This is a genomic window from Nonomuraea sp. N2-4H (assembly GCF_045291505.1).
In the GTDB taxonomy this organism is placed as follows: Bacteria; Actinomycetota; Actinomycetes; order Streptosporangiales; family Streptosporangiaceae; genus Nonomuraea; species Nonomuraea fastidiosa.
The window spans coordinates 3,951,312-3,971,089 of the sequence record NZ_CP147987.1 but is presented as its reverse complement, the minus strand read 5'-3'; the positions used below and the strand labels follow the sequence as shown (position 1 = coordinate 3,971,089).

22 protein-coding genes and 1 pseudogene are annotated in these 19,778 nt (G+C 73.0%); 16 read left to right on the top strand and 7 right to left on the bottom strand.

Features of this window, described 5'->3' with window-relative positions; all coding sequences use genetic code 11:
- Positions 1–23: 23 nt before the first annotated feature.
- Entirely contained in the window at positions 24–803 is a 780-nt protein-coding gene (locus WBK31_RS18455) for a hypothetical protein (protein WP_364052843.1), read from the top strand.
- A 58-nt stretch (positions 804–861) separates the two neighbouring features.
- Entirely contained in the window at positions 862–1,725 is an 864-nt protein-coding gene (locus WBK31_RS18450) for a DUF2268 domain-containing protein (RefSeq protein ID WP_378788375.1), read from the top strand.
- Positions 1,726–1,826: 101 nt separating this feature from the next.
- Here WBK31_RS18450 and WBK31_RS18445 read toward each other — a convergent pair whose 3' ends face one another.
- Both WBK31_RS18445 and WBK31_RS18440 read right to left on the bottom strand, forming a co-directional pair.
- Positions 1,827–2,477: a response regulator transcription factor gene (locus WBK31_RS18445; RefSeq protein ID WP_364052837.1), complete on the bottom strand. Its 651-nt coding sequence runs from the start codon at positions 2,475–2,477 to the stop codon at positions 1,827–1,829.
- On the bottom strand, positions 2,474–3,955 hold the full coding sequence (locus WBK31_RS18440) for a histidine kinase (RefSeq protein ID WP_406675303.1): 1,482 nt from the start codon (positions 3,953–3,955) through the stop codon (positions 2,474–2,476). Before WBK31_RS18440 ends, WBK31_RS18445 begins: the two co-directional genes overlap by 4 nt.
- A 2-nt stretch (positions 3,956–3,957) precedes the next feature.
- Here WBK31_RS18440 and WBK31_RS18435 point away from each other — a divergent pair, with 2 nt between their 5' ends.
- The 6 genes from WBK31_RS18435 (at position 3,958) to WBK31_RS18410 (ending at position 7,267) form a co-directional block, all read left to right on the top strand.
- On the top strand, positions 3,958–4,248 hold the full coding sequence (locus tag WBK31_RS18435) for a hypothetical protein (RefSeq protein ID WP_364052831.1): 291 nt from the start codon (positions 3,958–3,960) through the stop codon (positions 4,246–4,248).
- A gap of 150 nt (positions 4,249–4,398) precedes the next feature.
- On the top strand, positions 4,399–4,977 hold the full coding sequence (locus WBK31_RS18430; RefSeq protein WP_378788379.1) for a hemerythrin domain-containing protein: 579 nt from the start codon (positions 4,399–4,401) through the stop codon (positions 4,975–4,977).
- Between the two features lie 2 nt (positions 4,978–4,979).
- Complete coding sequence (locus tag WBK31_RS18425) at positions 4,980–5,474, top strand: DUF2243 domain-containing protein (protein ID WP_378788380.1); 495 nt, start codon at positions 4,980–4,982, stop codon at positions 5,472–5,474.
- Positions 5,471–6,268 (top strand): cytochrome c oxidase assembly protein, encoded by a 798-nt coding sequence (locus tag WBK31_RS18420; protein ID WP_406675302.1) that lies wholly within the window; start codon positions 5,471–5,473, stop codon positions 6,266–6,268. The genes WBK31_RS18425 and WBK31_RS18420 overlap by 4 nt, the downstream gene beginning before the upstream one ends.
- Positions 6,269–6,462: 194 nt before the next feature.
- Positions 6,463–6,732, top strand: coding sequence for a DUF3040 domain-containing protein (locus tag WBK31_RS18415; protein ID WP_364052819.1), 270 nt, complete (start codon positions 6,463–6,465; stop codon positions 6,730–6,732).
- Between the two features lie 40 nt (positions 6,733–6,772).
- Positions 6,773–7,267 (top strand): MarR family transcriptional regulator, encoded by a 495-nt coding sequence (locus tag WBK31_RS18410; RefSeq protein ID WP_364052816.1) that lies wholly within the window; start codon positions 6,773–6,775, stop codon positions 7,265–7,267.
- 199 nt (positions 7,268–7,466) lie between these two features.
- Here WBK31_RS18410 and WBK31_RS18405 read toward each other — a convergent pair whose 3' ends face one another.
- Positions 7,467–8,138, bottom strand: coding sequence for a DUF4142 domain-containing protein (locus WBK31_RS18405; protein ID WP_364052813.1), 672 nt, complete (start codon positions 8,136–8,138; stop codon positions 7,467–7,469).
- A 162-nt stretch (positions 8,139–8,300) separates the two neighbouring features.
- Here WBK31_RS18405 and WBK31_RS18400 point away from each other — a divergent pair, with 162 nt between their 5' ends.
- Both WBK31_RS18400 and WBK31_RS18395 read left to right on the top strand, forming a co-directional pair.
- The gene (locus tag WBK31_RS18400) at positions 8,301–9,695 is read left to right on the top strand and encodes an aminotransferase class V-fold PLP-dependent enzyme (RefSeq protein WP_364052810.1); all 1,395 of its coding nucleotides are present in this window, start codon (positions 8,301–8,303) and stop codon (positions 9,693–9,695) included.
- A 270-nt stretch (positions 9,696–9,965) separates the two neighbouring features.
- Positions 9,966–10,964, top strand: a complete 999-nt coding sequence (locus WBK31_RS18395) for a glycoside hydrolase family 11 protein (protein WP_364052807.1) — start codon at positions 9,966–9,968, stop codon at positions 10,962–10,964.
- A 576-nt stretch (positions 10,965–11,540) separates the two neighbouring features.
- On the opposite strand, the gene WBK31_RS18390 is transcribed toward WBK31_RS18395, so the two are convergent.
- Entirely contained in the window at positions 11,541–12,320 is a 780-nt protein-coding gene (locus WBK31_RS18390) for an LLM class flavin-dependent oxidoreductase (protein ID WP_364052804.1), read from the bottom strand.
- 173 nt (positions 12,321–12,493) lie between these two features.
- On the opposite strand from WBK31_RS18390, the gene WBK31_RS18385 reads away from it, so the two are divergent.
- The 4 genes from WBK31_RS18385 (at position 12,494) to WBK31_RS18370 (ending at position 15,943) form a co-directional block, all read left to right on the top strand.
- Positions 12,494–12,949, top strand: coding sequence for a MarR family winged helix-turn-helix transcriptional regulator (locus tag WBK31_RS18385; RefSeq protein WP_378788387.1), 456 nt, complete (start codon positions 12,494–12,496; stop codon positions 12,947–12,949).
- Complete coding sequence (locus WBK31_RS18380; RefSeq protein WP_406675301.1) at positions 12,949–13,944, top strand: ABC transporter ATP-binding protein; 996 nt, start codon at positions 12,949–12,951, stop codon at positions 13,942–13,944. Before WBK31_RS18385 ends, WBK31_RS18380 begins: the two co-directional genes overlap by 1 nt.
- On the top strand, positions 13,904–14,755 hold the full coding sequence (locus WBK31_RS18375; protein WP_406675300.1) for an ABC transporter permease: 852 nt from the start codon (positions 13,904–13,906) through the stop codon (positions 14,753–14,755). Before WBK31_RS18380 ends, WBK31_RS18375 begins: the two co-directional genes overlap by 41 nt.
- Positions 14,756–14,818: 63 nt before the next feature.
- On the top strand, positions 14,819–15,943 hold the full coding sequence (locus WBK31_RS18370) for a glycosyltransferase (RefSeq protein WP_378788392.1): 1,125 nt from the start codon (positions 14,819–14,821) through the stop codon (positions 15,941–15,943).
- Here the strand turns inward: WBK31_RS18370 and WBK31_RS18365 are convergent.
- Positions 15,907–16,017: pseudogene (locus tag WBK31_RS18365) on the bottom strand (hypothetical protein); the annotation flags it as partial. The gene WBK31_RS18370 and the pseudogene WBK31_RS18365 sit on opposite strands and share 37 nt — an antisense overlap.
- Positions 16,018–16,161: 144 nt before the next feature.
- Between WBK31_RS18365 and WBK31_RS18360 the strand changes: the two are divergent.
- Complete coding sequence (locus tag WBK31_RS18360) at positions 16,162–16,899, top strand: class I SAM-dependent methyltransferase (RefSeq protein WP_406675299.1); 738 nt, start codon at positions 16,162–16,164, stop codon at positions 16,897–16,899.
- 3 nt (positions 16,900–16,902) lie between these two features.
- Here the strand turns inward: WBK31_RS18360 and WBK31_RS18355 are convergent, their stop codons facing one another.
- The gene (locus WBK31_RS18355; protein WP_378788394.1) at positions 16,903–17,952 is read right to left on the bottom strand and encodes an iron-containing redox enzyme family protein; all 1,050 of its coding nucleotides are present in this window, start codon (positions 17,950–17,952) and stop codon (positions 16,903–16,905) included.
- A 140-nt stretch (positions 17,953–18,092) separates the two neighbouring features.
- Here WBK31_RS18355 and WBK31_RS18350 point away from each other — a divergent pair, with 140 nt between their 5' ends.
- A complete protein-coding gene (locus tag WBK31_RS18350) occupies positions 18,093–18,440 on the top strand; it encodes an SPW repeat protein (RefSeq protein ID WP_406675298.1) in 348 nt (115 codons plus the stop codon).
- A gap of 160 nt (positions 18,441–18,600) precedes the next feature.
- On the opposite strand, the gene WBK31_RS18345 is transcribed toward WBK31_RS18350, so the two are convergent.
- Entirely contained in the window at positions 18,601–19,764 is a 1,164-nt protein-coding gene (locus WBK31_RS18345; protein WP_406675297.1) for a PucR family transcriptional regulator, read from the bottom strand.
- Positions 19,765–19,778 lie beyond the last annotated feature (14 nt).

Sequence of the window (19,778 nt, the reverse complement as noted above, 5' to 3'; positions counted from 1 at the left end):
CACGACGCCACGTCTGTGCTTACATGGCAAACGTGGCAAGTCCCCTGCAGTACGGCGACCCACCCCGGCTGGGGCCCTACGTGGTGCAGGCGCGCCTGCACAGCGCGCCCGCCGGCTTCGTGTACCTCGGCCAGGGCCCCGACGGGCGCGCCGTTTCGCTGGCGGTGCTCACCCGGGGCGCCGCCTACGACGCCGCGGCCCGCGACCGGTTCGTCACCGCCATCAAGGAGGCGGGCGGCCGGGAGCGGTCGGGCGTGCGCGGCTGGCTCACCCGTCCCGCCAGGCCGCGTACCGGCGGCGCCGTGCTCGAGGGCATGCCCGAGGTGCTCATGTACGACGGCGGGCGGGCGCCGTGGGTGGCGGTGCCGTACCAGCCGGGGCGGCCGGGCGCCGAACGGTTCCTGGAGCCGGTCATGGTGGGCGGGACGCTCATCGGGCAGGCGCACGGGCCGGACTTCGTGCCGTACTGGCTGACCGACCGCGCCCCCGCGCTGCCCGGCCCGCCGCGCCCCCGGCGGCCGCTGACCGAGACCCGCAAGCGCGTGCTGCTCGCCGCGCTCGCCGTGATCATCCTTCTGCTGCTCGTGGTGGCGATCCTGCTCATGCTGGTGTTCGGGCGGCAGGACAGCCAGCCGCAGCCGCGCCAGCTCCCGCCGACGGTGTTCGTGCCCACGCCGCCGCCGACGCCCGAGACGCCCAACCCGCAGCCCTCGCCGTCCGAGTCGCCGTCGCCGTCGGAGAGCGGGCAGCGCACACCGGGCCGCTCACCCGGCGAGGACCCGGGTGACGAGGCCCCGCTGTGACCGGGCGGCGGAAAACCGTTTGAGCCTCACGTAACGTGAGGGTTTAGCGTCCGGGGCCATGGAGTTCATCGTTCACGACACCCTCACGCCCATCGCGTCCCTGCTGGAGCAGCCGCTGGAGCGCAGGCCGGACGCGCTGCGGGAGATCCTGGAGCCGATGCGCGCGCAGATCCCGATGCCGGGCGACATCGTCGACATCCACCACCAGGGCGGCGGCTTCCGCGTCGACGCCGACGACCCGCGCTACCTGCCCGCCGTGCGCCGCATGATCGAGCAGGACGTGCTCGGCCAGGTGAAGCACGAGCTGGAACGCGCCTCGCAGGCGCTCGGCGACGCCAAGCAGCCCGGCAAGCTGGACGTCTACCTCATCATGGGCGACCCCGGCAACGAGCACCTGATGAAGACGTCCGGCGGCTACTACGGCATGGGCGCCGGCACCGGCTACATCTACCTGCTGGCCTGGCCGTCCGACGAGGTCATCGGGCGGATCTCGCACCTCGCGGTGCACGAGTTCCACCACCACGTGCGCTTCTCCAACGTGGAGTGGAACCCGGTCGCCGTGACCGTGGGCGAGCACGTGGTCGCCGAAGGGCTGGCCGAGGCGTTCGTCCGCGAGCAGTCGGGGCCCGAGGCCATGGGTCCGTGGTCGTCCATGGTGACCGGGGAGGCGTTCGAGGGCGCCTTCGCGAAGATCATGGCCGACTTCGACCTGCAGGGGATGCAGAACACGCCCGCGTACGTGCTGGGCGACACCATCGCGCGCCGCTTCGGCGGCGAGCCGCGCGGCATCCCCGACATGGCCGGGTACGCGGTGGGCCTCCACCTCGTCGACCAGGCCCTGGCCGCCACGGGGATGAGCGCCGCGGAGGCGACCGTCGTACCCGCCGCCGAGCTGCTGCGGCGCGGCGGCGTACGCAAGTGATCCGGGCGCCGCGCCGCACGCTTCCGGCGCGGCGCCCGGTCAGCCGGGGGAGACGCCAGCCGGGGGAGACGCCAGCCGGGGGAGCTGTCAGGCGGGAGACGTCAGCCGGGGGAGACGAAGCCCGACTCGTACGCGGCGATCACGGCCTGGGTGCGGTCGCGCGCACCCAGCTTGGTCAGCACGTTGCCCACGTGCGTCTTGACGGTCTCCTGGCTGACCACCAGTGCGGCGGCGATCTCCTGGTTGGACAGGCCCTTGGTCATCAGCCGCAGCACGTCGCCCTCACGCTCGGTCAGCCGGTCGATGCCCGGCACCCGCTCCGGCGAGCCCGCCCGTGACCGGCGGCCGGCCAGGGCGCGGATCGCGGCGGGGAACAGCAGCGAGTCGCCCGCCGCCACCAGGCGCACCGCCTGGACGAGATCGTCCGGCTTCGTGCGCTTGAGCAGGAAGCCGCTGGCGCCCGCGCGCAGCGCGTCGTAGACGTAGTCGTCGTTCTCGAACGTCGTCACCACCAGCACCTTGGGCGGCTGGTCCAGGGCCAGCAGCCGCTCCGTGGCTCGGATGCCGTCCACGGCGGGCATGCGGACGTCCATCAGCACGACGTCGGGCCGCTCGCGGCGGACCACGGTCAGCGCCTCCGCGCCGTCGGCGGCCTCGCCCACCACGGTCAGGTCGGGCTCGGAGTCGATGATGATGCGCAGGCCGGCGCGGATGAGGTCCTCGTCGTCGGCGATCACGACACGCAGTGTCACGGACTCGACCGTAGCGGCAGGCGGGCGGCCACGCGCCAGCCGGTTTCCGTGGGACCGGCCTCCAGGTCGCCGCGCAGCAGCCTGACCCGCTCCCGCATCCCCGCCAGGCCCCGTCCGCCGCTCAGCCCGCCGCTCTGGACGCCGCTCTGGATGCCGCTCTGGACGCCGCTCAGCTTGCCGCTCTGGATGCCGTCGCCGCGCCGCCCGTCGCACGGGTTGACGACCTCCACGCGCAGGTCGCCGCCGTGCACGGCGGCGGTCAGGCGGATGGGGCCGTGGGCGCCGTGCTTGATGGCGTTGGTGAGGGCCTCCTGAACGATCCGGTACGCCTCGCGGGACACCACGGCCGGCACCTCCGACAGGTCGCCCACCTGCTGGTCCACGGAAGCGCCCGAGGTGGTGATGAGGTCGCCGAGGTCGTCCAGAGTCGCCTGCGGCGCTCTGCCGCGCCGGTCGTCAGGGCGCCCGGCCGGGCCGTCGCTCGCGTTCCCGGCCGTACGGGGGCTGTCGCTGGTGTCCCAATCCGTACGGGTGCCGCCGCTCGGGTCCCCGGCCGTACGGGGGCTGTCGCTCGGGTCCCCGGCCGTACGGGGGCTGTCGCTCGGGTCCCCGGCCGTAGGGCGCCCGTCGCTCGGGTCCCCGGCCGTTCGCGGCGCGGCGTCGTCGTCTCTGAGCAGGCCGAGGACGTGGTCGAGATCGGCGAGGGCGGCGCGGGCCGACTGCTCGATGGCGGCCAGCGCGCTGCGCGCCGTCTGGGGCGCGCCGTCGGAGCCGCGGTCGAGGACCCGCCCCGCCGCCGCGGCCTGCAGGGTGACGACGCTGAGCGCGTGGCCGACGGAGTCGTGCAGCTCACGGGCCAGGCGGTTGCGCTCGGCCAGCGCGCGGGCGTGCTCCTCGGCGGCGGCCAGCCGTTCGGCCGGCGTGGGGCCGAGCAGGACGGGCGCGAGCCTGGCCAGCAGCGCACCGGCTCCGGCCGCCAGCGCGACCAGCCCGGCCAGCAACGCCACTCCGGCCAGCGCCCACAGGAACGCGTTCCAGCCCGGCGCGATCTCCAGCCCCATCGTCTGCGTGGGCGGGCCGGTGAAGAACACCACGACCGTGAAGATCGTGAACGGCACGATCGCCAGCGTGCAGCCGCTGACCACGCCGCCGACGCCCAGGTGGAGCGTGAACCAGGCGGCGGTGCGCCGCCGCTCCTGCCAGGACCGGCCCGGCTGCCGGGGCGGGGTGAGCACGCGGGCTCCGAGCAGGCCCTGCGCCGCGCTCACCTCAAGCCCGCGTATCGGCAGGAACAGCCCGGTCACCGCCACGACGGGCAGCATCGCGAAGAACACGCCGACCTGCGCGGGCAGCAGCAGCAGGTTGGCCGTCCTGCCGCTCCCCAGGCCCGCGATCAGGCTGCCGACCATCATGTACGGCATCAGCAGCGCTCCGCCCAGGATCAGGCACGACCACCGGCGGGCCAGGTTCCGTATCACCTATGGGATTGTATGCCGTCGAATTCACCGCGTTTATGCCGATGAATGCGCGGCCGGTGACGTATTTCCCCTTTTCCGGTGGCGTGGCGCTCCAGGCGGTTTCGCTCGCGTGGAAAGGCGGCCTGACCTGGCTTGATCCGCTTTATCGGGACCTGATCAAGGGTGCGTCGCCGTGCTCGGTCGGCGAATTCTCCGCCGGTCGCCGATTTGCATCGATGGCCGACGATCCGAGGCGGCGCGTTCGTCATCGGCGTGCTGGACGGCCGGTCGAGCCCCCCGCGCGGACCGGCTGATCGCCTCGCTGCGCTGGGCGCCAAGACCACCCGGAGCCGCTCATCCAAGGACGTCGTCTGCCGAGGCTCCGCGTTCGGTAATCGGTTCGCCGGGCGGGCGTGTCCGCCGTCGGCCGGGGTAGGCGGCCCCGTACTCGAAGGAGGACAGACATGACGAAGACGGCTCCGGAGAAGATGGCCGAGACGGACGTCATCGACCTGCTGGTGGCCCAGCACGGCGTGATCAGGGACCTGTTCGACGAGGTCGAGCAGGCCCCCGCCGGGCAGCGGGGCGAGGCGTTCACCCGCCTGGTGCGCATGCTCGCCGTGCACGAGACCGCCGAAGAGGAGATCGTCCACCCCTACGCCCGGGGCAAGATCGACGGCGGTGACGGCGTCGTCGAGGATCGGCTGGCCGAGGAGAACCAGGCCAAGCAGCTCCTCTCGCTCATGGACGAGGCCGGACCCGACGCGCCCGACTTCATGGAGAACCTGCTGATGCTGCGCGGCGCCGTCGAGGCGCACGCCCGCGCCGAGGAACGCTACGAGTTCAACAAGCTCATCGCCCAGACCACCGAGGCCGAGCGGCGCAGCATGGCCGCAGGCGTCAAGGCGGCCGAGGCCATGGCGCCCACCCACCCGCACCCCGGCACCGAGTCGGCCACCAAGAACGTGCTGATGGGCACGCCGATGGCGATGATGGACCGCGTCCGCGACGTCATCCGCAGGACCATGGGCAAGAACCCCTGACCATGACGGCCCCCAAGGGAATCGGGCTGCCCGGCACGATCCTCGGGATCGGGCTGGGCGGCTTCGTCGACGGCATCCTGCTGCACCAGCTGCTGCAGTGGCACCACATGCTCAGCAGCCGCTACCCGGTCGACACCGTGCCCGGGCTGCGGATGAACACGGTGTGGGACGGGTTGTTCCACACCGTGACCTGGCTGGCCGTGCTCATCGGGCTCGGCCTGCTCTACTCCCGGGTGACCGCCTCGCGCGGCCGGGTGTGGCGCTCGCGGACGCTGTGGGGCTGGATCCTGTCCGGCTGGGGGCTGTTCAACCTGGTCGAGGGCGTCATCGACCACCACCTGCTCGGCGTGCACCACGTCCGTACGGGGCCGGGACAGCTCTGGTGGGACCTCGGGTTCCTGGTGCTCGGAGTCGTGCTGCTGGCCGCCGGGTGGGGGCTGCGCCGCGGCGGCGACGCGCTCGACCTGTGCCGCGACGCCGAGCCCGCACCGCGATGAGCCACGGGCACCACGACCACGTCACGGCGCTGCCGGTCGTCGCCGTGCTGCTCGTGGCCGCCGCGTACCTGATCACGGCGGCACGGCCCGGCCCCAGGAAGTGGAGCCGGTGGCGCTCCGCTGCGTTTCTATCCGGACTGGCGCTGCTCGCCGCCGGTCTGACCGGGCCCGTCGCCGCGCTGGCCGCGACCGACTTCCGCGGCCACATGCTGCAGCACCTGCTCATCGGCATGCTGGCGCCGCTCGGCCTGGTGCTGGGCGCGCCGATGACGCTGCTGCTGCGCACGCTGCCGGCCGCCCGCGCCCGCCGCCTGGCCGCGCTGCTGCGCTCGCGCGCCGTCCACGCGGTCGCGAACCCCGTCGTCGCGCTGCTGCTCAGCGTCGGCGGGATGGTGATCTTGTACAGCACCCCGCTCTACCGGCACAGCACCGCCGACCCCGTGCTGCACGGGGCCGTCCACGTGCACTTCCTGCTGGCCGGGTGCCTGTTCGCCTGGGTGATCGCCGGGCCCGACCCGGCTCCCCGGCGGCCGTCCGTGCCTGCCCGGCTGGTCGTGCTGGGCGTGGCGATCGCCGTACACGCCGGGCTGTCCCAGCTCATGTACGCCGGCGTCGGCGTGGACCTGCCCGTACCCGCCGAGGAGCGGCGCGGCGCGGCCGAGATCATGTACTACGGCGGGGACCTGGCCGAGCTCCTTCTCGCCCTGGCCCTGGCGAGCTCCTGGCGCCCCCGCCGCCGCGTCACCGCTCCCGATGACGCTTGCGCACCCTCACGGCCCCTCGCATCCTCCTGACCCGGCCGCTCGCGGACGCCGGCGGCGGAACGCCCCACATCACAGGTTCATTGCAGTATGCAAGGTTCTCTTGGTCTCCTTGATCAGTCCGGCTGGAATGTCAGTCGTCGTCAGGATGTCGAGCATGGCGCGAAGCGGGGAGTACACGGGGGCGTGTCCTGGGTGCCGCTCTTGGGCCGCCGAGGAGATGAGGCATGGGTCTATCCCGGGAAGAGCGTCGGGCACTGGAGGAACTGGAGAAACGGTTAGCGCTCGATGAGCCCGAGCTGGACGCGCTGCTCTCCGGGAAGGCCGGTCACCACCGGCGGCGCGGGTCGGCCATGCATGTCTGGCTCATGCTGATGCTGCTCACCTGCGCGATCGTCATGATGGGGATCGTGCTGCTGATCACGACGGGGGAGCGGGAGTGTCCGGGGGTGCCGTTCAGCTCCTGTGAGAGGGCGCCCGCGCGGCAGGAGGGGTAGCGGCGGTACAACTGTGGACATGGGTGACATGTCCTCAAACGTGGGGACACACGTCGCCGGCCAGGATGACGACCTGTCGGCCGTCGTCACGGCCGTGCTGAGCGGGTCCCGGCTGCTCGTCGCCGTCGCCGCGAGGTCGCTCGGCGCGGTCGAGGACCGCATCACGCTGCCGCAGTTCCGGATGATGGTGCTGCTGGCCGGGCACGGCGAGACCAAGCTCGTCACCATGGCCGAGCTGCTCGGCGTCAACTCCTCCACCGCCATGCGCATGGCCGACCGCCTGGCGGCCGCCGGGCTGGTCGTCCGCGAGGTCAACCCGCAGAACCGGCGCGAGAGCCTGATGCGGCTCACCGGCGAGGGCCGGCGCATCGTCGACCAGGTGATGGAGCGCCGCCGCGCCGACATCGGCGCCATCGTCGCCCGCATGCCGGCCGAGCAGCGCCGCGCGCTCGTCTCCGCCATGAACGCCTTCAACGCGGCGGGCGGCGAGTCACCGGACGCCGCGCCCCGCCCGCTCGGCCTGCAAGACGTCTGACCTGCGGGGCTCTCCGCCGTCGCCCGCCGTCTCGCCGCCGGACCGGTGGGGTGGTCAGGTGGGAAGCCGCTTCAGCGCCCTGCCGTCACCCGGCCGCCCCTGTGCCCGCCCTCGCGGCAGGCCGTCAGCCCCACCGGCAAGCGGGTTCAGGCGGCCGGACGGGTGCGCGGAGGCGGTTCGTGCGGCGGGGTGGTTGGCGTCAGGCCGTCGGGTCGGGGAAGCTCTCCGGGGTCGTCAGGCCCGTGCTCTCCAGCAGGCGCTGGTGGTTCAGCACCGCCTCGTTGCACTGCTCGGCGAAGCGGCGGACCAGCGTGTTCTGGGTGCTGCCGCGCACCTTGCCGATCAGGCCGAAGACCTGGCCGTGCGCCAGGCGCAGCCATTTGACGTACGTGGCGTCGTACGAGGAGCCGGTGCTGCCGGAGATGTCGCTCATCCAGCGCTGCTGCTGCTCGGTGGGCTTCACCGGCAACTTGACCTCCAGCTTCGATGCCACCTCGCGGACCTGCTCGTCCAGCGTGTGGTGCTGGCTCGCGATGGTCTCGCTGACCTGCCTGACCTTGGCCGATGTGGCGCGCTGCACGGCGTCCTGGGCCATCGGCATCTCCCACAGGCCGGCGAGGCGCACCTTGCGGATGAGGTCCCGGTCGAGCTCCGACAGCGGCCCCCACTTCGTCTGCCAGGTCCCGGTGTCCTCTTCCTCCTCCGCGGGCGGCGCGGATTCGGAGGGCTCCGCTGCGGGAAACGGTGTTTCGCTCGCCAGTTCGGCGAGTGCGGCCGTGTCGGCGGTGGGCGTCGGCGTGTAGCCGGCGCACGCCGTCAGCGGCCAGAGCGCGGCGATGCCGCAGACGATGAGTACGCGTCGGGGTCCCATGATCATCGTCCCCTTCCCCGGCCTGAGACGGCCGTCATGGTGAGGTACGCCGCCGGAGGCGGGGCCGTTCATGGCACTGTGCGAAGTCGTATGGGAGCTCGTGGTCCCCGGGTGCACCGGCGTCCAAGCCCGACGAGCTCGTTTCCTCCTAAGGTGCCGGGCATGACGGAACTCGATGTGAACCGGCCCGAGATGGCCGGACTCGGCCGGCAGGCCGTGGACGCGCTGGCCGACTGGCTCGATGCGCTGGAGAAGTCGCCCGCCAGCGACTACACGCCGGCGGAGTACCTGGCGGAACGCCTGCGCCGCCCGCCGGCCGCCGGGCCGGGCGACTTCGGCGAGCTGGTGGAGACGTTCCTGCGCGCCGCCGGGCAGGGCGTCAACACGGCGGGTCCCGGCTACCTCGCCTACTTCCCCGCGGGCGGGCTGTACTCGGCCGCGCTCGCCGAGCTGCTGGCCAACGCCGTCAACCGGTACACGGGCCTGGCGCAGATGGCGCCCGCGCTGGTCGCGATGGAGCACGGCGTGCTCACCTGGCTGTGCGAGCGCTTCGGGCTGCCGCCGGGCGCGGGCGGCATCACCACCAGCGGCGGATCGACGGCCACCCTGTCGGCGGTGCTCGCCGCCCGCCAGAGCCGCCTCGGCGACGACCTGACCGGCGGCACCCTGTACGTCACCGCGCACACCCACCACTGCGTGGCCAAGGCCGCCCGCATCTGCGGCCTGCCCGCCGGCGCCGTGCGCCAGGTGCCGATGACCGGCGACCTGCGCATGGACGTGCGCGCCGCCGCCGAGCTGATCGCCGCCGACCGGGCCGCGGGGCTGCGGCCGTTCCTGCTGGCCGGGACCGCGGGCACCACCGGCACCGGCACCATCGACCCCCTGCCCGAGCTGGCCGGGCTCGCCGCCCGTGAGGGGCTGTGGTTCCACGTGGACGCGGCCTACGGCGGCGGCTTCCAGCTCACCGAGCGCGGCCGGCCGCTGCTCGCCGGCATCGAACGCGCCGACTCCATCGCCATCGACCCGCACAAGAGCATGTTCCTGCCGTACGGCACCGGCGTGCTGCTCGTCCGCGACCCGGCCGCGCTGCACGCCGCGCACGCCGACGGCGGCGACTACCTCCAGGACCTCGCCGCGATGGACGGCCTGCCCGACTTCGCGAACCTCGGCGTCGAGCTGACCAGGGAGTTCCGGGGGCTGCGGCTGTGGCTGCCGCTGCACCTGCACGGCGTGGACGCCTTCGCCCGCGAGCTGGAGGAGAAGCTCGACCTGGCCGCCGTGGTGCACCGGGAGCTGGCCGCCGATCCCCGCTTCGCGGTGCCGTGGCGGCCGGATCTGACCGTGGTGGTGTTCCGGCTGCGCGAGGGCGACGACGAGCGCAACCGCCGCCTGCTCAAGGAGATCAACGACACCCGGCAGATCTACCTGAGCAGCACGAACGTTCAGGGGCGGCTCTACCTGCGGCTGTGCGTGCTCAGCTTCCGTACGCACGCCCGCCACGTCGAGCGCGCACTCGACATCATCAGGGCTGCGGCCGACGCCGTGACGGCAGTGTGATCGTCAATTTTCGGGGTAGCCACGAAAGTTTCACGGCCTTCGTGGGGGACGATTCCGCAGCTTGCTGCGGGTCTGTGGTCAAGTGGGCTTCACAACGAGCAAGAGGCCGTTGACAGACACCGGAAGCGAGTCCGATACTTTCGCCAGCTTCCCGATATTTTCGGAAAGCGACTCGCTCTCACCCATCGTCGATCCGGGGCCCTTGAGGCCATGGGGCGCGTACCCGCGCGCCCGCATTCCCGCCGCCATCACGCGAGGAGGAAGCACCCCATGAACGGCGCACCCCCCTATCCACCGGGCCGCAGGCGCCGGTGGCGATTCGCCGCCCGCGCGTTAGCCGTCATCGCGGCCCTGGGCGTCGCGATGCTCCCCAGCGTCGCCCACGCCGCCGTCACCACCAACCAGACCGGCAACCACGGCGGCTACTTCTACTCCTTCTGGACCGACGCTCAGGGCACGGTCTCCATGGAGCTCGGCTCGGGCGGTAACTACAGCACCTCCTGGCGCAACACCGGCAACTTCGTCGCCGGGAAGGGCTGGGCCACCGGCGGGCGCAGGACCGTGACGTACTCCGGCAGCTTCAACCCGTCGGGCAACGCCTACCTGACGCTGTACGGCTGGACCAGGAACCCGCTCATCGAGTACTACATCGTCGACAACTGGGGCACCTACCGGCCCACCGGGACGTACAAGGGCACCGTGACCACGGACGGCGGGACGTACGACATCTACCAGACCACCCGCTACAACGCCCCGTCCATCGAGGGCACCCGCACCTTCGACCAGTTCTGGAGCGTCAGGCAGCAGCGGCGCACGGGCGGCACCATCACCGCCGGCAACCACTTCGACGCCTGGGCCCGCGCCGGCATGCATCTGGGCAGCCACGACTACCAGATCCTCGCCACCGAGGGCTACCAGAGCAGCGGCAGCTCCAACATCACCATCGGCACCGGCGGCGGTGACAACGGCGGTGGCGACGACGGCGGCGGTGACAACGGCGGTGGCGGCTGCACCGCGACCCTCTCCGCCGGCCAGCAGTGGAGCGACCGCTACAACCTGAACGTCTCGGTCAGCGGCTCCAACAACTGGACCGTCACGATGAACGTGCCGTCCCCGGCGCGGATCATCGCCACCTGGAACATCAGCGCCACCTACCCGAGCTCCCAGGTGTTGCAAGCGAGACCCAACGGCAACGGCAACAACTGGGGGGTGACGATCCAGCACAACGGCAACTGGACCTGGCCCACCGTCTCCTGCAGCGCGGGCTAGCCTTCTCCCCCTCCTGAGAACCCTGTGGCGCGGCGGTCGCGAAACACCGCCGCGCCACAGCGCTGCCCGCCCCGCCACGGCGCTCCGCTACAGCGCCCCCGCCCTATCACGGCGCTCTGCTATGGCGCTCTGCCACGGCGCCTGCCGGGCCCCGCCCTGCTACGGCGCCGCTCGCCACGCCATGGCGCCCGCTCGCCGCAGCGCTGCCTGCCCGCCTCCGCGTTGCCCTTCTCGCCGCGCTCGCCGCGGCACCGCCCGCTACGCCATGGCGCCCGCCCGCCTCTGTGCTGCTCGCTCTGCGCCGCGCTGCTCGGACCTGCCACGGTGCCCTGCTGGGGTGCCGCTTGCTACGCCATGACGCTCGCTCGTCGCAGCGTCGCCTGCCCGTTCCGCCACGGCGCCGCTCGCCTTGCCGCATTGCCCTCCTCGCCACGCTCGCCAGGGCTGGCCAGGGTTGGCCAGGGCTGGCACGCCACGGTGCTGCCCGCCCCGTCAGGACGCGGGGCCGACGCGGCGGGCGGCCACGATGGGGGCGCGGGACCGGCGTGGCGAGGCGGCCGCGATGGTGGTGCGGGGTCAGCGGGGCGGGCCGGCTGCGATCGTGCGGCGGGCGTCGGCGACGCCGCCGCGCCACCAGCCCATCGCCTCCACCCACCAGGTCATCCCGGCCGCCGCGTACCCCTCGACGAGCCCGTCCGCCGCCCGGCCCTCCAGCGCGATGTCGAACCCGTCCAGCGACCCCCGCTCCTCACCCAGGAAGTCGACCACCCGCGCGAACTCGTCCACCGGCACCGGCGGAAGATCGTGGCCGTAGTCGCGGAACGTCGGCATCGCGCCGTCCCAGCGGGCCGCGCGGCGGAAACCGGCCTTGGTGGGCCAGCGCCCTGGACACCAGATCGGGATGCGCGGCCGCTGCACGGGCGTCGGCGGCAGCCGCTCCCACAGCCGGGTCAGCTCGTCGAGGCCCTGGTCGAGCTTGGCCGCGCGGACCTTCAGATCGGGGTCCTCGCCGAAGTCGGCGTACTCGGAGTCCAGCGACCCCAGCCCCGCGCCGAACACCAGCCTGCCGCCGGACAGCCGGTCGAGCGAGGCGGTCTCCTTGGCCACCGTCTGCACCCGCCGCCGGGGGAGCGCGGTCATCAGGATGCCGAGCCGGACCCGGCTCGTACGCGCGGCGATCGCCGACAGCGTCACCACCGGGTTCGCGACCGGCCAGCTCGGGTCGTGGTAGAGCAGATGGTCCCAGAGATAGACCGCGTCCCAGCCGTGTTCCTCGGCGGCGACGCCGAGCTCGGTCAGCAGCGTGGGGTCTCCGAACTCGCCGACGTTCGGCAGTCCGACAGCGAAGCGCACCATGAGCCAAGGCTATGCCCGCGACCGCCGTCACAGCGGCTCTCGCCGGTGTGGCGCTCTGCCGCGAGCGTCGCGCCGACCGGCCTCCTCGGCTGGAAATCACCGCAACCGACTGGCAAACGTCCCTTGACCTGCATATTTCACGATACATCGTAAGCAGAGCTAATATTTCGGGCATGAGTACGGACGAGGATCTGCCCGGTGCGTTCGCCGGCGTGCTGCTCGGCCTCAACCGGCTGATCCGGCGCCGCCTGCGACAGGGCCTGACCGGGCCGCGGCTGCGCGGCGCCCAGGTCGAGCTGCTGCGCCTGGTCGCCGACAACCCCGGCATCAGCGTCTCGGCCGCGGCCAGGGAGCTCTACCTGGCGGGCAACTCGGTCTCCACGCTGGTCAACCAGCTCAGCGGGGCCGGGCTGATCGGTCGCGAGGTGCGCAGGGACGACCGCAGATCCGCCAGGCTGCTGCCCACGCCGGAGGGCGAGGCGCGGCTGCGGGCCTGGCAGGAACGCCGCACCGCGCTCGTACGCGAGCACCTGGCACGGCTCGGCGAAGAGGACCTGGCCGCACTGGAGGCCGCACTCCCGGCCATGCGCCGCCTGGCCGAGAGCCTGCAGGAGGAGGTGACGGCGTGATGACGGACGCCGACGGCGTACGAGACCATGCCACGGGGACCGCCCACGACGGCCCCGCCCACGACGGCCCCGACCACGGCGGCGGGCACTGTGGCAGACACAGTGGCGGGCTGGACGGCGAGGTGAGCCGCTACGGCGGGCGGGACGGCGGCGCGCCGGAGAGCGGGGCCGATGCGGAGGCGGCGGCGGTCTCGTGTACGGGGCTGCGCTACTCCTTCGGCGAGTCCACCGCCGTGGACGGCCTCGACCTGACCGTACGCTCCGGCGAGGTGTTCGGCCTGCTCGGCCCCAACGGCGCGGGCAAGACCACCGCCATCAGGTGCATCACGACGCTGCTTCCCGTGCCCAAGGGCATGGCGCGGGTGTTCGGCCTCGACGTGGCCGCCGACAGGATGCGGGTGCGCCGCCTGCTCGGCTACGTCCCCCAGCAGCTCTCTGCCGACTCGGGGCTGACCGGCAGGGAGAACGTCTCGCTCTTCGCCCGCGTCTTCGACGTGCCGAGGCGCGAGCGGCGCGCCCGCGTCGACCAGGCGCTCGAGGCGGTCGGGCTCGCCGACGCCGCCGACCGGCTGGCGAAGACGTACTCGGGCGGCATGGTGCGCCGCCTGGAGCTGGCCCAGGCGCTGGTCAGCGCGCCGCGCCTGCTCATACTCGACGAGCCCACGATCGGGCTCGACCCCATCGCGCGCACGGTGGTGTGGGAGCACATCATGGCCGTGCGCGCCGCGACCGGGATGACCGTCCTGGTCACCACCCACTACATGGACGAGGCCGACCAGTACTGCGACCGGGTGGCGCTCATGCACAAGGGCCGGGTACGCGCGTCCGGGACGCCGCGCGAGCTGACCGACGACCTGCGCGCCCGGCGCGGCGGCGGCCCGGCGCCGACCCTGGAGGACGTCTTCCGCGACGTCGCCGGCAGCGGTCTCAACGAGGAGGGAGGGGAGTTCCGCGATGTCCGCCGTACCCGCACCACCGCCTCCCGCGTCGGCTGACGGCTCGCTCGCCGCGCCGCTAGCCACCCCGCCGAAGGACCGGCCCGCCTGGCGGGTGGTCCCGGCCAGGCTGGCCGCGATGTGCGTGGTCGAGCTGCAGAAGCTGCGCCACGACCGTACGGAGCTCTACACCCGCGCCGTCCAGCCCGCGCTGTGGCTGCTGGTCTTCGGCGAGACGTTCACCCGCATCAACGTGATCCCGACCGGCGGCATCCCCTACCGCGACTACCTCGCGCCGGGGATCATCGCGCAGTCCACGATGTTCATCGCCATCTTCTACGGCATCCACATCATCTGGGAGCGCGACTCGGGCGTGCTGACCAAGCTGCTGGTCACGCCGACGCCGCGGGCGGCGCTGGTGGCGGGCAAGGCGTTCGCGGCCGGGGTGAAGGCCATCGTGCAGGCCGCCGTGGTGGTGGTCATCGCCGCGCTGCTGGGCGTGCACCTGGGCTGGCATCCGCTGCGCCTGCTCGGGGTGGTGGTGACGGTGCTGCTCGGGTCGGCGTTCTTCGCCTGCCTGTCGGTGACGATCGCCGGGATCGTCCGCACCCGGGACCGGTTGATGGGCTTCGGGCAGGCCATCACGATGCCGTTGTTCTTCGCCTCCAACGCGCTCTACCCGACGACCACGATGCCGGACTGGCTGCAGGTGGTCAGTGCGGTCAACCCGCTCAGCTACGAGGTGGACGCGCTGCGCGGGCTGCTGCTCGGCGTACCGGCGCACCTGCCGCTGGACTTCGCGGTGCTCGCGGTGGCCGCCGCGGCGGGGATCACGGCCGCGGCCGCGCTGCTCGGCCGCCTGGCCCGTTAGAGCCGGTCCGTTGCAGCAGGTCGCAGCTCGTTTAACCCGATCTTCCCCGGGAAGCCGCCGCCCATGATGGACTACGTGCTCCCGCTGCGCTGGGAGGACGACCGCGGCCTCGGCGAGCTCACCGCCTACCTGCGGGCGCTGGCCCGCCACGTACGGGAGATCATCGTCGTGGACGGCTCGCCGCCCCCGCTGTACGAGCGGCACGCCGCCGCCTGGCGCGGCCTGGTCACGCACGCCCGCCCGGACCCCGGCCTGCGCTGCGCCAACGGCAAGGTGGCCGGCGTGCTCACCGGCATGCGGCTGGCCCGCGCCCGGCACGTGGTCATCGCTGACGACGACGTACGCCACGACGGGGACACGCTCGCCAGGATCGACGCGCTGCTGGAGACCGCCGAGCTGGTACGCCCGCAGAACCACTTCACCGAGCTGCCCTGGCACGCCCGCTGGGACACCGCCCGCACCCTGCTGAACCGCAGCGCCGGCGCCGATTACCCCGGCACGTTCGGCGTGCGCCGCGCCTTCTTCGAGCGCATGGGCGGCTACGACGGCGACGTGCTGTTCGAGAACCTGGAGCTCATCCGCACGGTGCGCGCCCACGGCGGCAGGGAGCTGCGCCCGCTCGACCTGTACGTGCCGCGCCTGCCGCCCGACGCGGCCCGCTTCTGGAACCAGCGGGTCCGCCAGGCCTACGACGACCTGGCGCAACCGGCCCGGCTGGCGCTGTTCCTGCCGGTGCTGCCCGCGCTGGCCTGGTGCCTGTGGCGGCGCCGGTACGTACCGCCGCTGGCCGGAGCCGCGCTGGCGGTCGCGCTGGCCGAGGCGGGGCGGCGGCGGGCGGGCGGCAGGCGTGTCTTTCCCGCCACGTCGGCGCTGTTCGCGCCCGTGTGGGTGCTGGAGCGGGCCACCTGCTGCTGGCTCGCCGCCGGTGCCGCGCTGCGGGGCGGCGTTCCGTACGCGGGGCGCAGGCTGCGGCGGGCCGCCCACTCCCTGCGGTGGCTGCGGCGGGCGGCGCGCTCGCAGGCGGAACGTACCTCTGCGGAGCGACATCAGTCCGGCGGGTCCGGCTCGCTCGGCGCGCGGAAGCCGGCCACCTTGTGCGAGCCGTCGCAGAACGGCTTGACCGCCGAGCGCCCGCACCGGCACAGCGCCACCGTCGAGCGTCCGGCGGGGATCGGCACGCCGTCCTGAGTGACCAGCCGGAACGGCCCTCTGACCAGCAGCGGCCCGTCCTCGCACGGCGTCACGGTCACCACATCGTCCATGCCGTCCCCGTCTTCCCGGTGTTGCGACATCCCACTTCAGTTCCCGAGAGGCGGGGCGGTATGCCGGAATGATCCGTGACCTGTGGGGTAGCACTGCCGTGTGACCACACGTGAGCAGCGCGTGACCAGAGTGGGGGAGCGGCGATGACGACCGGCTTCGACCCGGCCGCCTATGGGCGCGGCATCGCCGACATCTACGACCTCACGGTGGCGAACCTGCCCACCGAGGCCACCGTCGAGCAGCTGTGCCTGCTCGCCGAGGGCGGGCCGATCCTGGAGTTCGGCATCGGGACGGGCCGGCTGGCCGTGCCGATCGCCGCACGCGGGCACGAGGTGGCCGGCATCGACGGCTCGCCCGAGATGGTGGAGCTCCTGCGCGCCAAGCCGGGCGGCGAGCGCATCCCGGTGGCGGTGGGCGACTTCTCCACCACCCGGGTCGAGGGCTCGTTCTCGCTGGTGGCGCTGACCACCAACACCATCTACGCGCTGCCCTCGCAGGACGCGCAGGTCGCCTGCTTCCGCAACGCGGCCGCGCACCTACGGCCCGGCGGCAGGTTCGTGGTGGAGGCGTGGGTGCCCGACCCCGCGGCCTTCCGCAGGGGCGGCGCGCTGCGGCTGCTCGCGCTGAACGAGGACGTCGTGCTCGCCGAGGCGGCCCGCATCTCGCCCGCCGAGCAGCTCATGGCCACCACCAAGGTACGGCTGACCAACGGCGGCGTACGCCTGCTGCCCGCCAACCACCGCTACGCCTGGCCCTGCGAGCTCGACCTGATGGCGCGGCTGGCCGGCATGGAGCGCGAGTACCGCTGGGCCGACTGGAACAGGACGCCGTTCACCGACACCAGCACCGAGCACGTGTCGGTCTACCGCCTGCCCGGCTGAGGCTCAGGAGGGCCGGGACAGCGACGAGTCGCCGCGTTCCCACCGCGCCATCACGTACGCCGCCCACAACCGCTCCAGCTCCACCGCGCACGCCGCGCCGAACACGATGTCGCCCGCCAGGTGCGGCTCGTCGGCGGCCAGCACCGCGCACAGGTCGTGCGCCGCGACCTGCTCGTGCACGGCGTCGGCCTGCACGTGCTCGTCGTAGAAGCGCGTGCTCACGGCGTCGCCGCCGAGCCGGCGCAGCCCCCGCGCGTAGCGGCGGTTGGGCAGCGACGAGGTCATCTCCAAGGCGGCCAGGTGCCCGGCCAGCGCGCCGCGCAGCCGCCGGTGCAGGCCGAACAGCGACATGGCGTTGGAGATGGCCAGCGTGACGCCGGGGACGTGGTCGAGGTAGGCGCCGTAGGAGTCGTCGAGGCCGAGGCCGCGCATGGTGGCGCGGAACAGCTCGGAGTGCATGCGCTCGGCGCGGCCGCCGCCGTACTCGTCGGCCTGGATCTCCACCAGCGCCGCCTTCGGCCCGCCCGCCAGGCGGGGGATCGCCCACGTGTGCGGGTCGGCCTCCTTGAGGTGGTAGATCGAGCGGTGGACGACGAACTCGCGGAAGTGCTCTCGGCCGGCCCGCTGCGCCAGGAACCGCGAGACCGACGGCCCGCTGTCGTCGGCCGTGAGGGCGACCAGTGTGCGCCGCACGTCGCCCGGCCCGTTCACGCGCGGCCGGGGCACGGCGCGCGCGAGGAGCTTCTCGAAGTGCCGCTCCAGCACCGCCCTGGCGGCCAGCAGCGACGGCTCCCACTCCCAGCGCTCGTCGACGCCGGAGAAACCCCGGTAGTGCAGCTCGTAGCAGGTGAACAGGGCGAGCTGGAAGTCGCCGTCGCCCAGGTCCGCGCCGGTCACGTCGAGGTGCAGCGCCCGCCCGTCAGGGGGCGCGGCCAGGCGGCGGAACAGCAGCGCGGTGACGGGTCCGCGCGGCGCGGGCAGCCCCGGCGAGAGCCCGCCCGGCGTGTCCTGGACGGTCCTGCCGTGTCCACCGATGGCGTCGACCGCTGTCACGAAGCACCCCCTCTTACCGGCTCCAAGTCGTTTCCCCCGCGCTGACCAGGCAAACCGCCGGTATGACTCACCCCTGGCGGGGTAGTGGGGGCACGGCGGGAAAGGTCCTCGCCGGTCGTACGGGGGAGGTGATGTCCCTGATGACCCGCGAAATGGAGCGGCATCCCGACATCATCGGCATGCGTGAGAAGTACGACGTGGCCGCGGCCAAACCGGCCTTTCAGGTGGCGGACGGGCTGACCATGCTGGCCGGGCTGTTCCTGGCCCTGTCTCCATGGATCGTCGGCTTCTCCGGCATCACGTCGCTGACCGTCAACAATCTGGTGACGGGGCTCGCTGTGACGCTGCTGGCGGCGGGGTTCAGCTCCGCGTACGGGCGGACGCACGGAATCGCGTGGATCGTGCCCGTCATCGGTGTGTGGACCATCCTCGCGCCCTGGCTGATCAGGGGGAGGCGGACACGCCGGCCACGATCACCACCAACGTGATCGTCGGCGCGATCATTCTCATCCTCGGCCTGGTGGCGCTCGGCATGAGCATGACGAGGAGGCGATGAGACCAGGGCCGGCCCTCGAGACCGGCCCTTCTCACGCCTTCACCCGCCTCCCGCGCCTGCTCCGTCTCCCGCCATCCGCCCCTCTCACGCGCTCACCCACCCTCACTCGCGGGCCGGACGCGCAGCGCCAGCGCCACCACGGCGGCGTCACCCGGCACCCGCACGTCGCGCCCGGTCAGCTCCCTGAACCTGGCGAAGCGGTGCTGAACGGTGTTGCGATGGCAGTAGAGCGCCGCTGCCGTGTCGGCGATCGAGCCGTTGCCCGCGAGATGCACGCGTACGGTCTCCAGCAGCCGCTCCCGCTCCACCGCGCCGATCGACTCCAGCGGCCCCAGCACCCGCTCCGCCAGCTCCGCCGCCAGCTCGGGGCTGTGCGCGACGAACACCTCGAGCCACCGGTCCTCCAGCCGCATCGGCCCCGCAGGCGCCGCGCCGCCGGCCCGGATCGCGGCCGCGGCCAGACGCACCGCGTGCGGCACCCTGGCCAGACCCGCCACCCGCGGGGACACGCCGCACGCCACGCGCGCCAGCGCCTCCAGCACCAGCCGTTCCGGATCGGGCGCCCGATGGGGCAGTTGCACCACGAGCATGTCGCCCGACGGCGACTCGTGACGGTGCGTACGCAGCCCGAGCCCGCTCATCCCGCTCGCCGCCACCCGCAGCGCCGCCCCCGCCGCCGGGGACGCCACCACCGCGACGAACGAGGCCGTCACGTCGAAGCCGAGCACCCGCCCAGCGTCGCGCACCACGTCGGGGTTGCGGCCGTCGTTGTCCAGCAGCCGCGCGAACCACGTGCGCCGCTCGTCCTCGCGCTGCCTGCCCATCTCCAGCACGGCCCGCTGATAGCCGGTCATCAGGCCGGTGTTGTGCTGCTCGACCGCCTCCCACACCAGGATGGCCCCTTCGAGCAGCGGCGGCAGGTCCTCCGGCGCGGCCAGCCGGACCAGGCCCAGCCAGAGCGCGCGGGCGTCCAGCCGTGCCGCCGCGAGCAGCGACTCCAGCGGCACGCCCTGCCCGGCCCGCCGCTCGCCCAGCCGCTCGGAGTGCGGCCGCAGCTCGGGCGGCACCCGGCCCTCGGCGAGGTGGCGCAGGATCAGCTCGAACCCGACCCTGGCGCCCTCCAGCACCTCCTCGCGGCTGACCAGGCCCCGCGCGTACGGCTCCATCGCCATCACTTGCTCGGCCCAGTCGTCGATGAGGTCTTCGTAACTCTCCAGACATCGCCGGGCGAGACGGACCAGCACGTCGTTGGTCATGTGCACAATCTAGC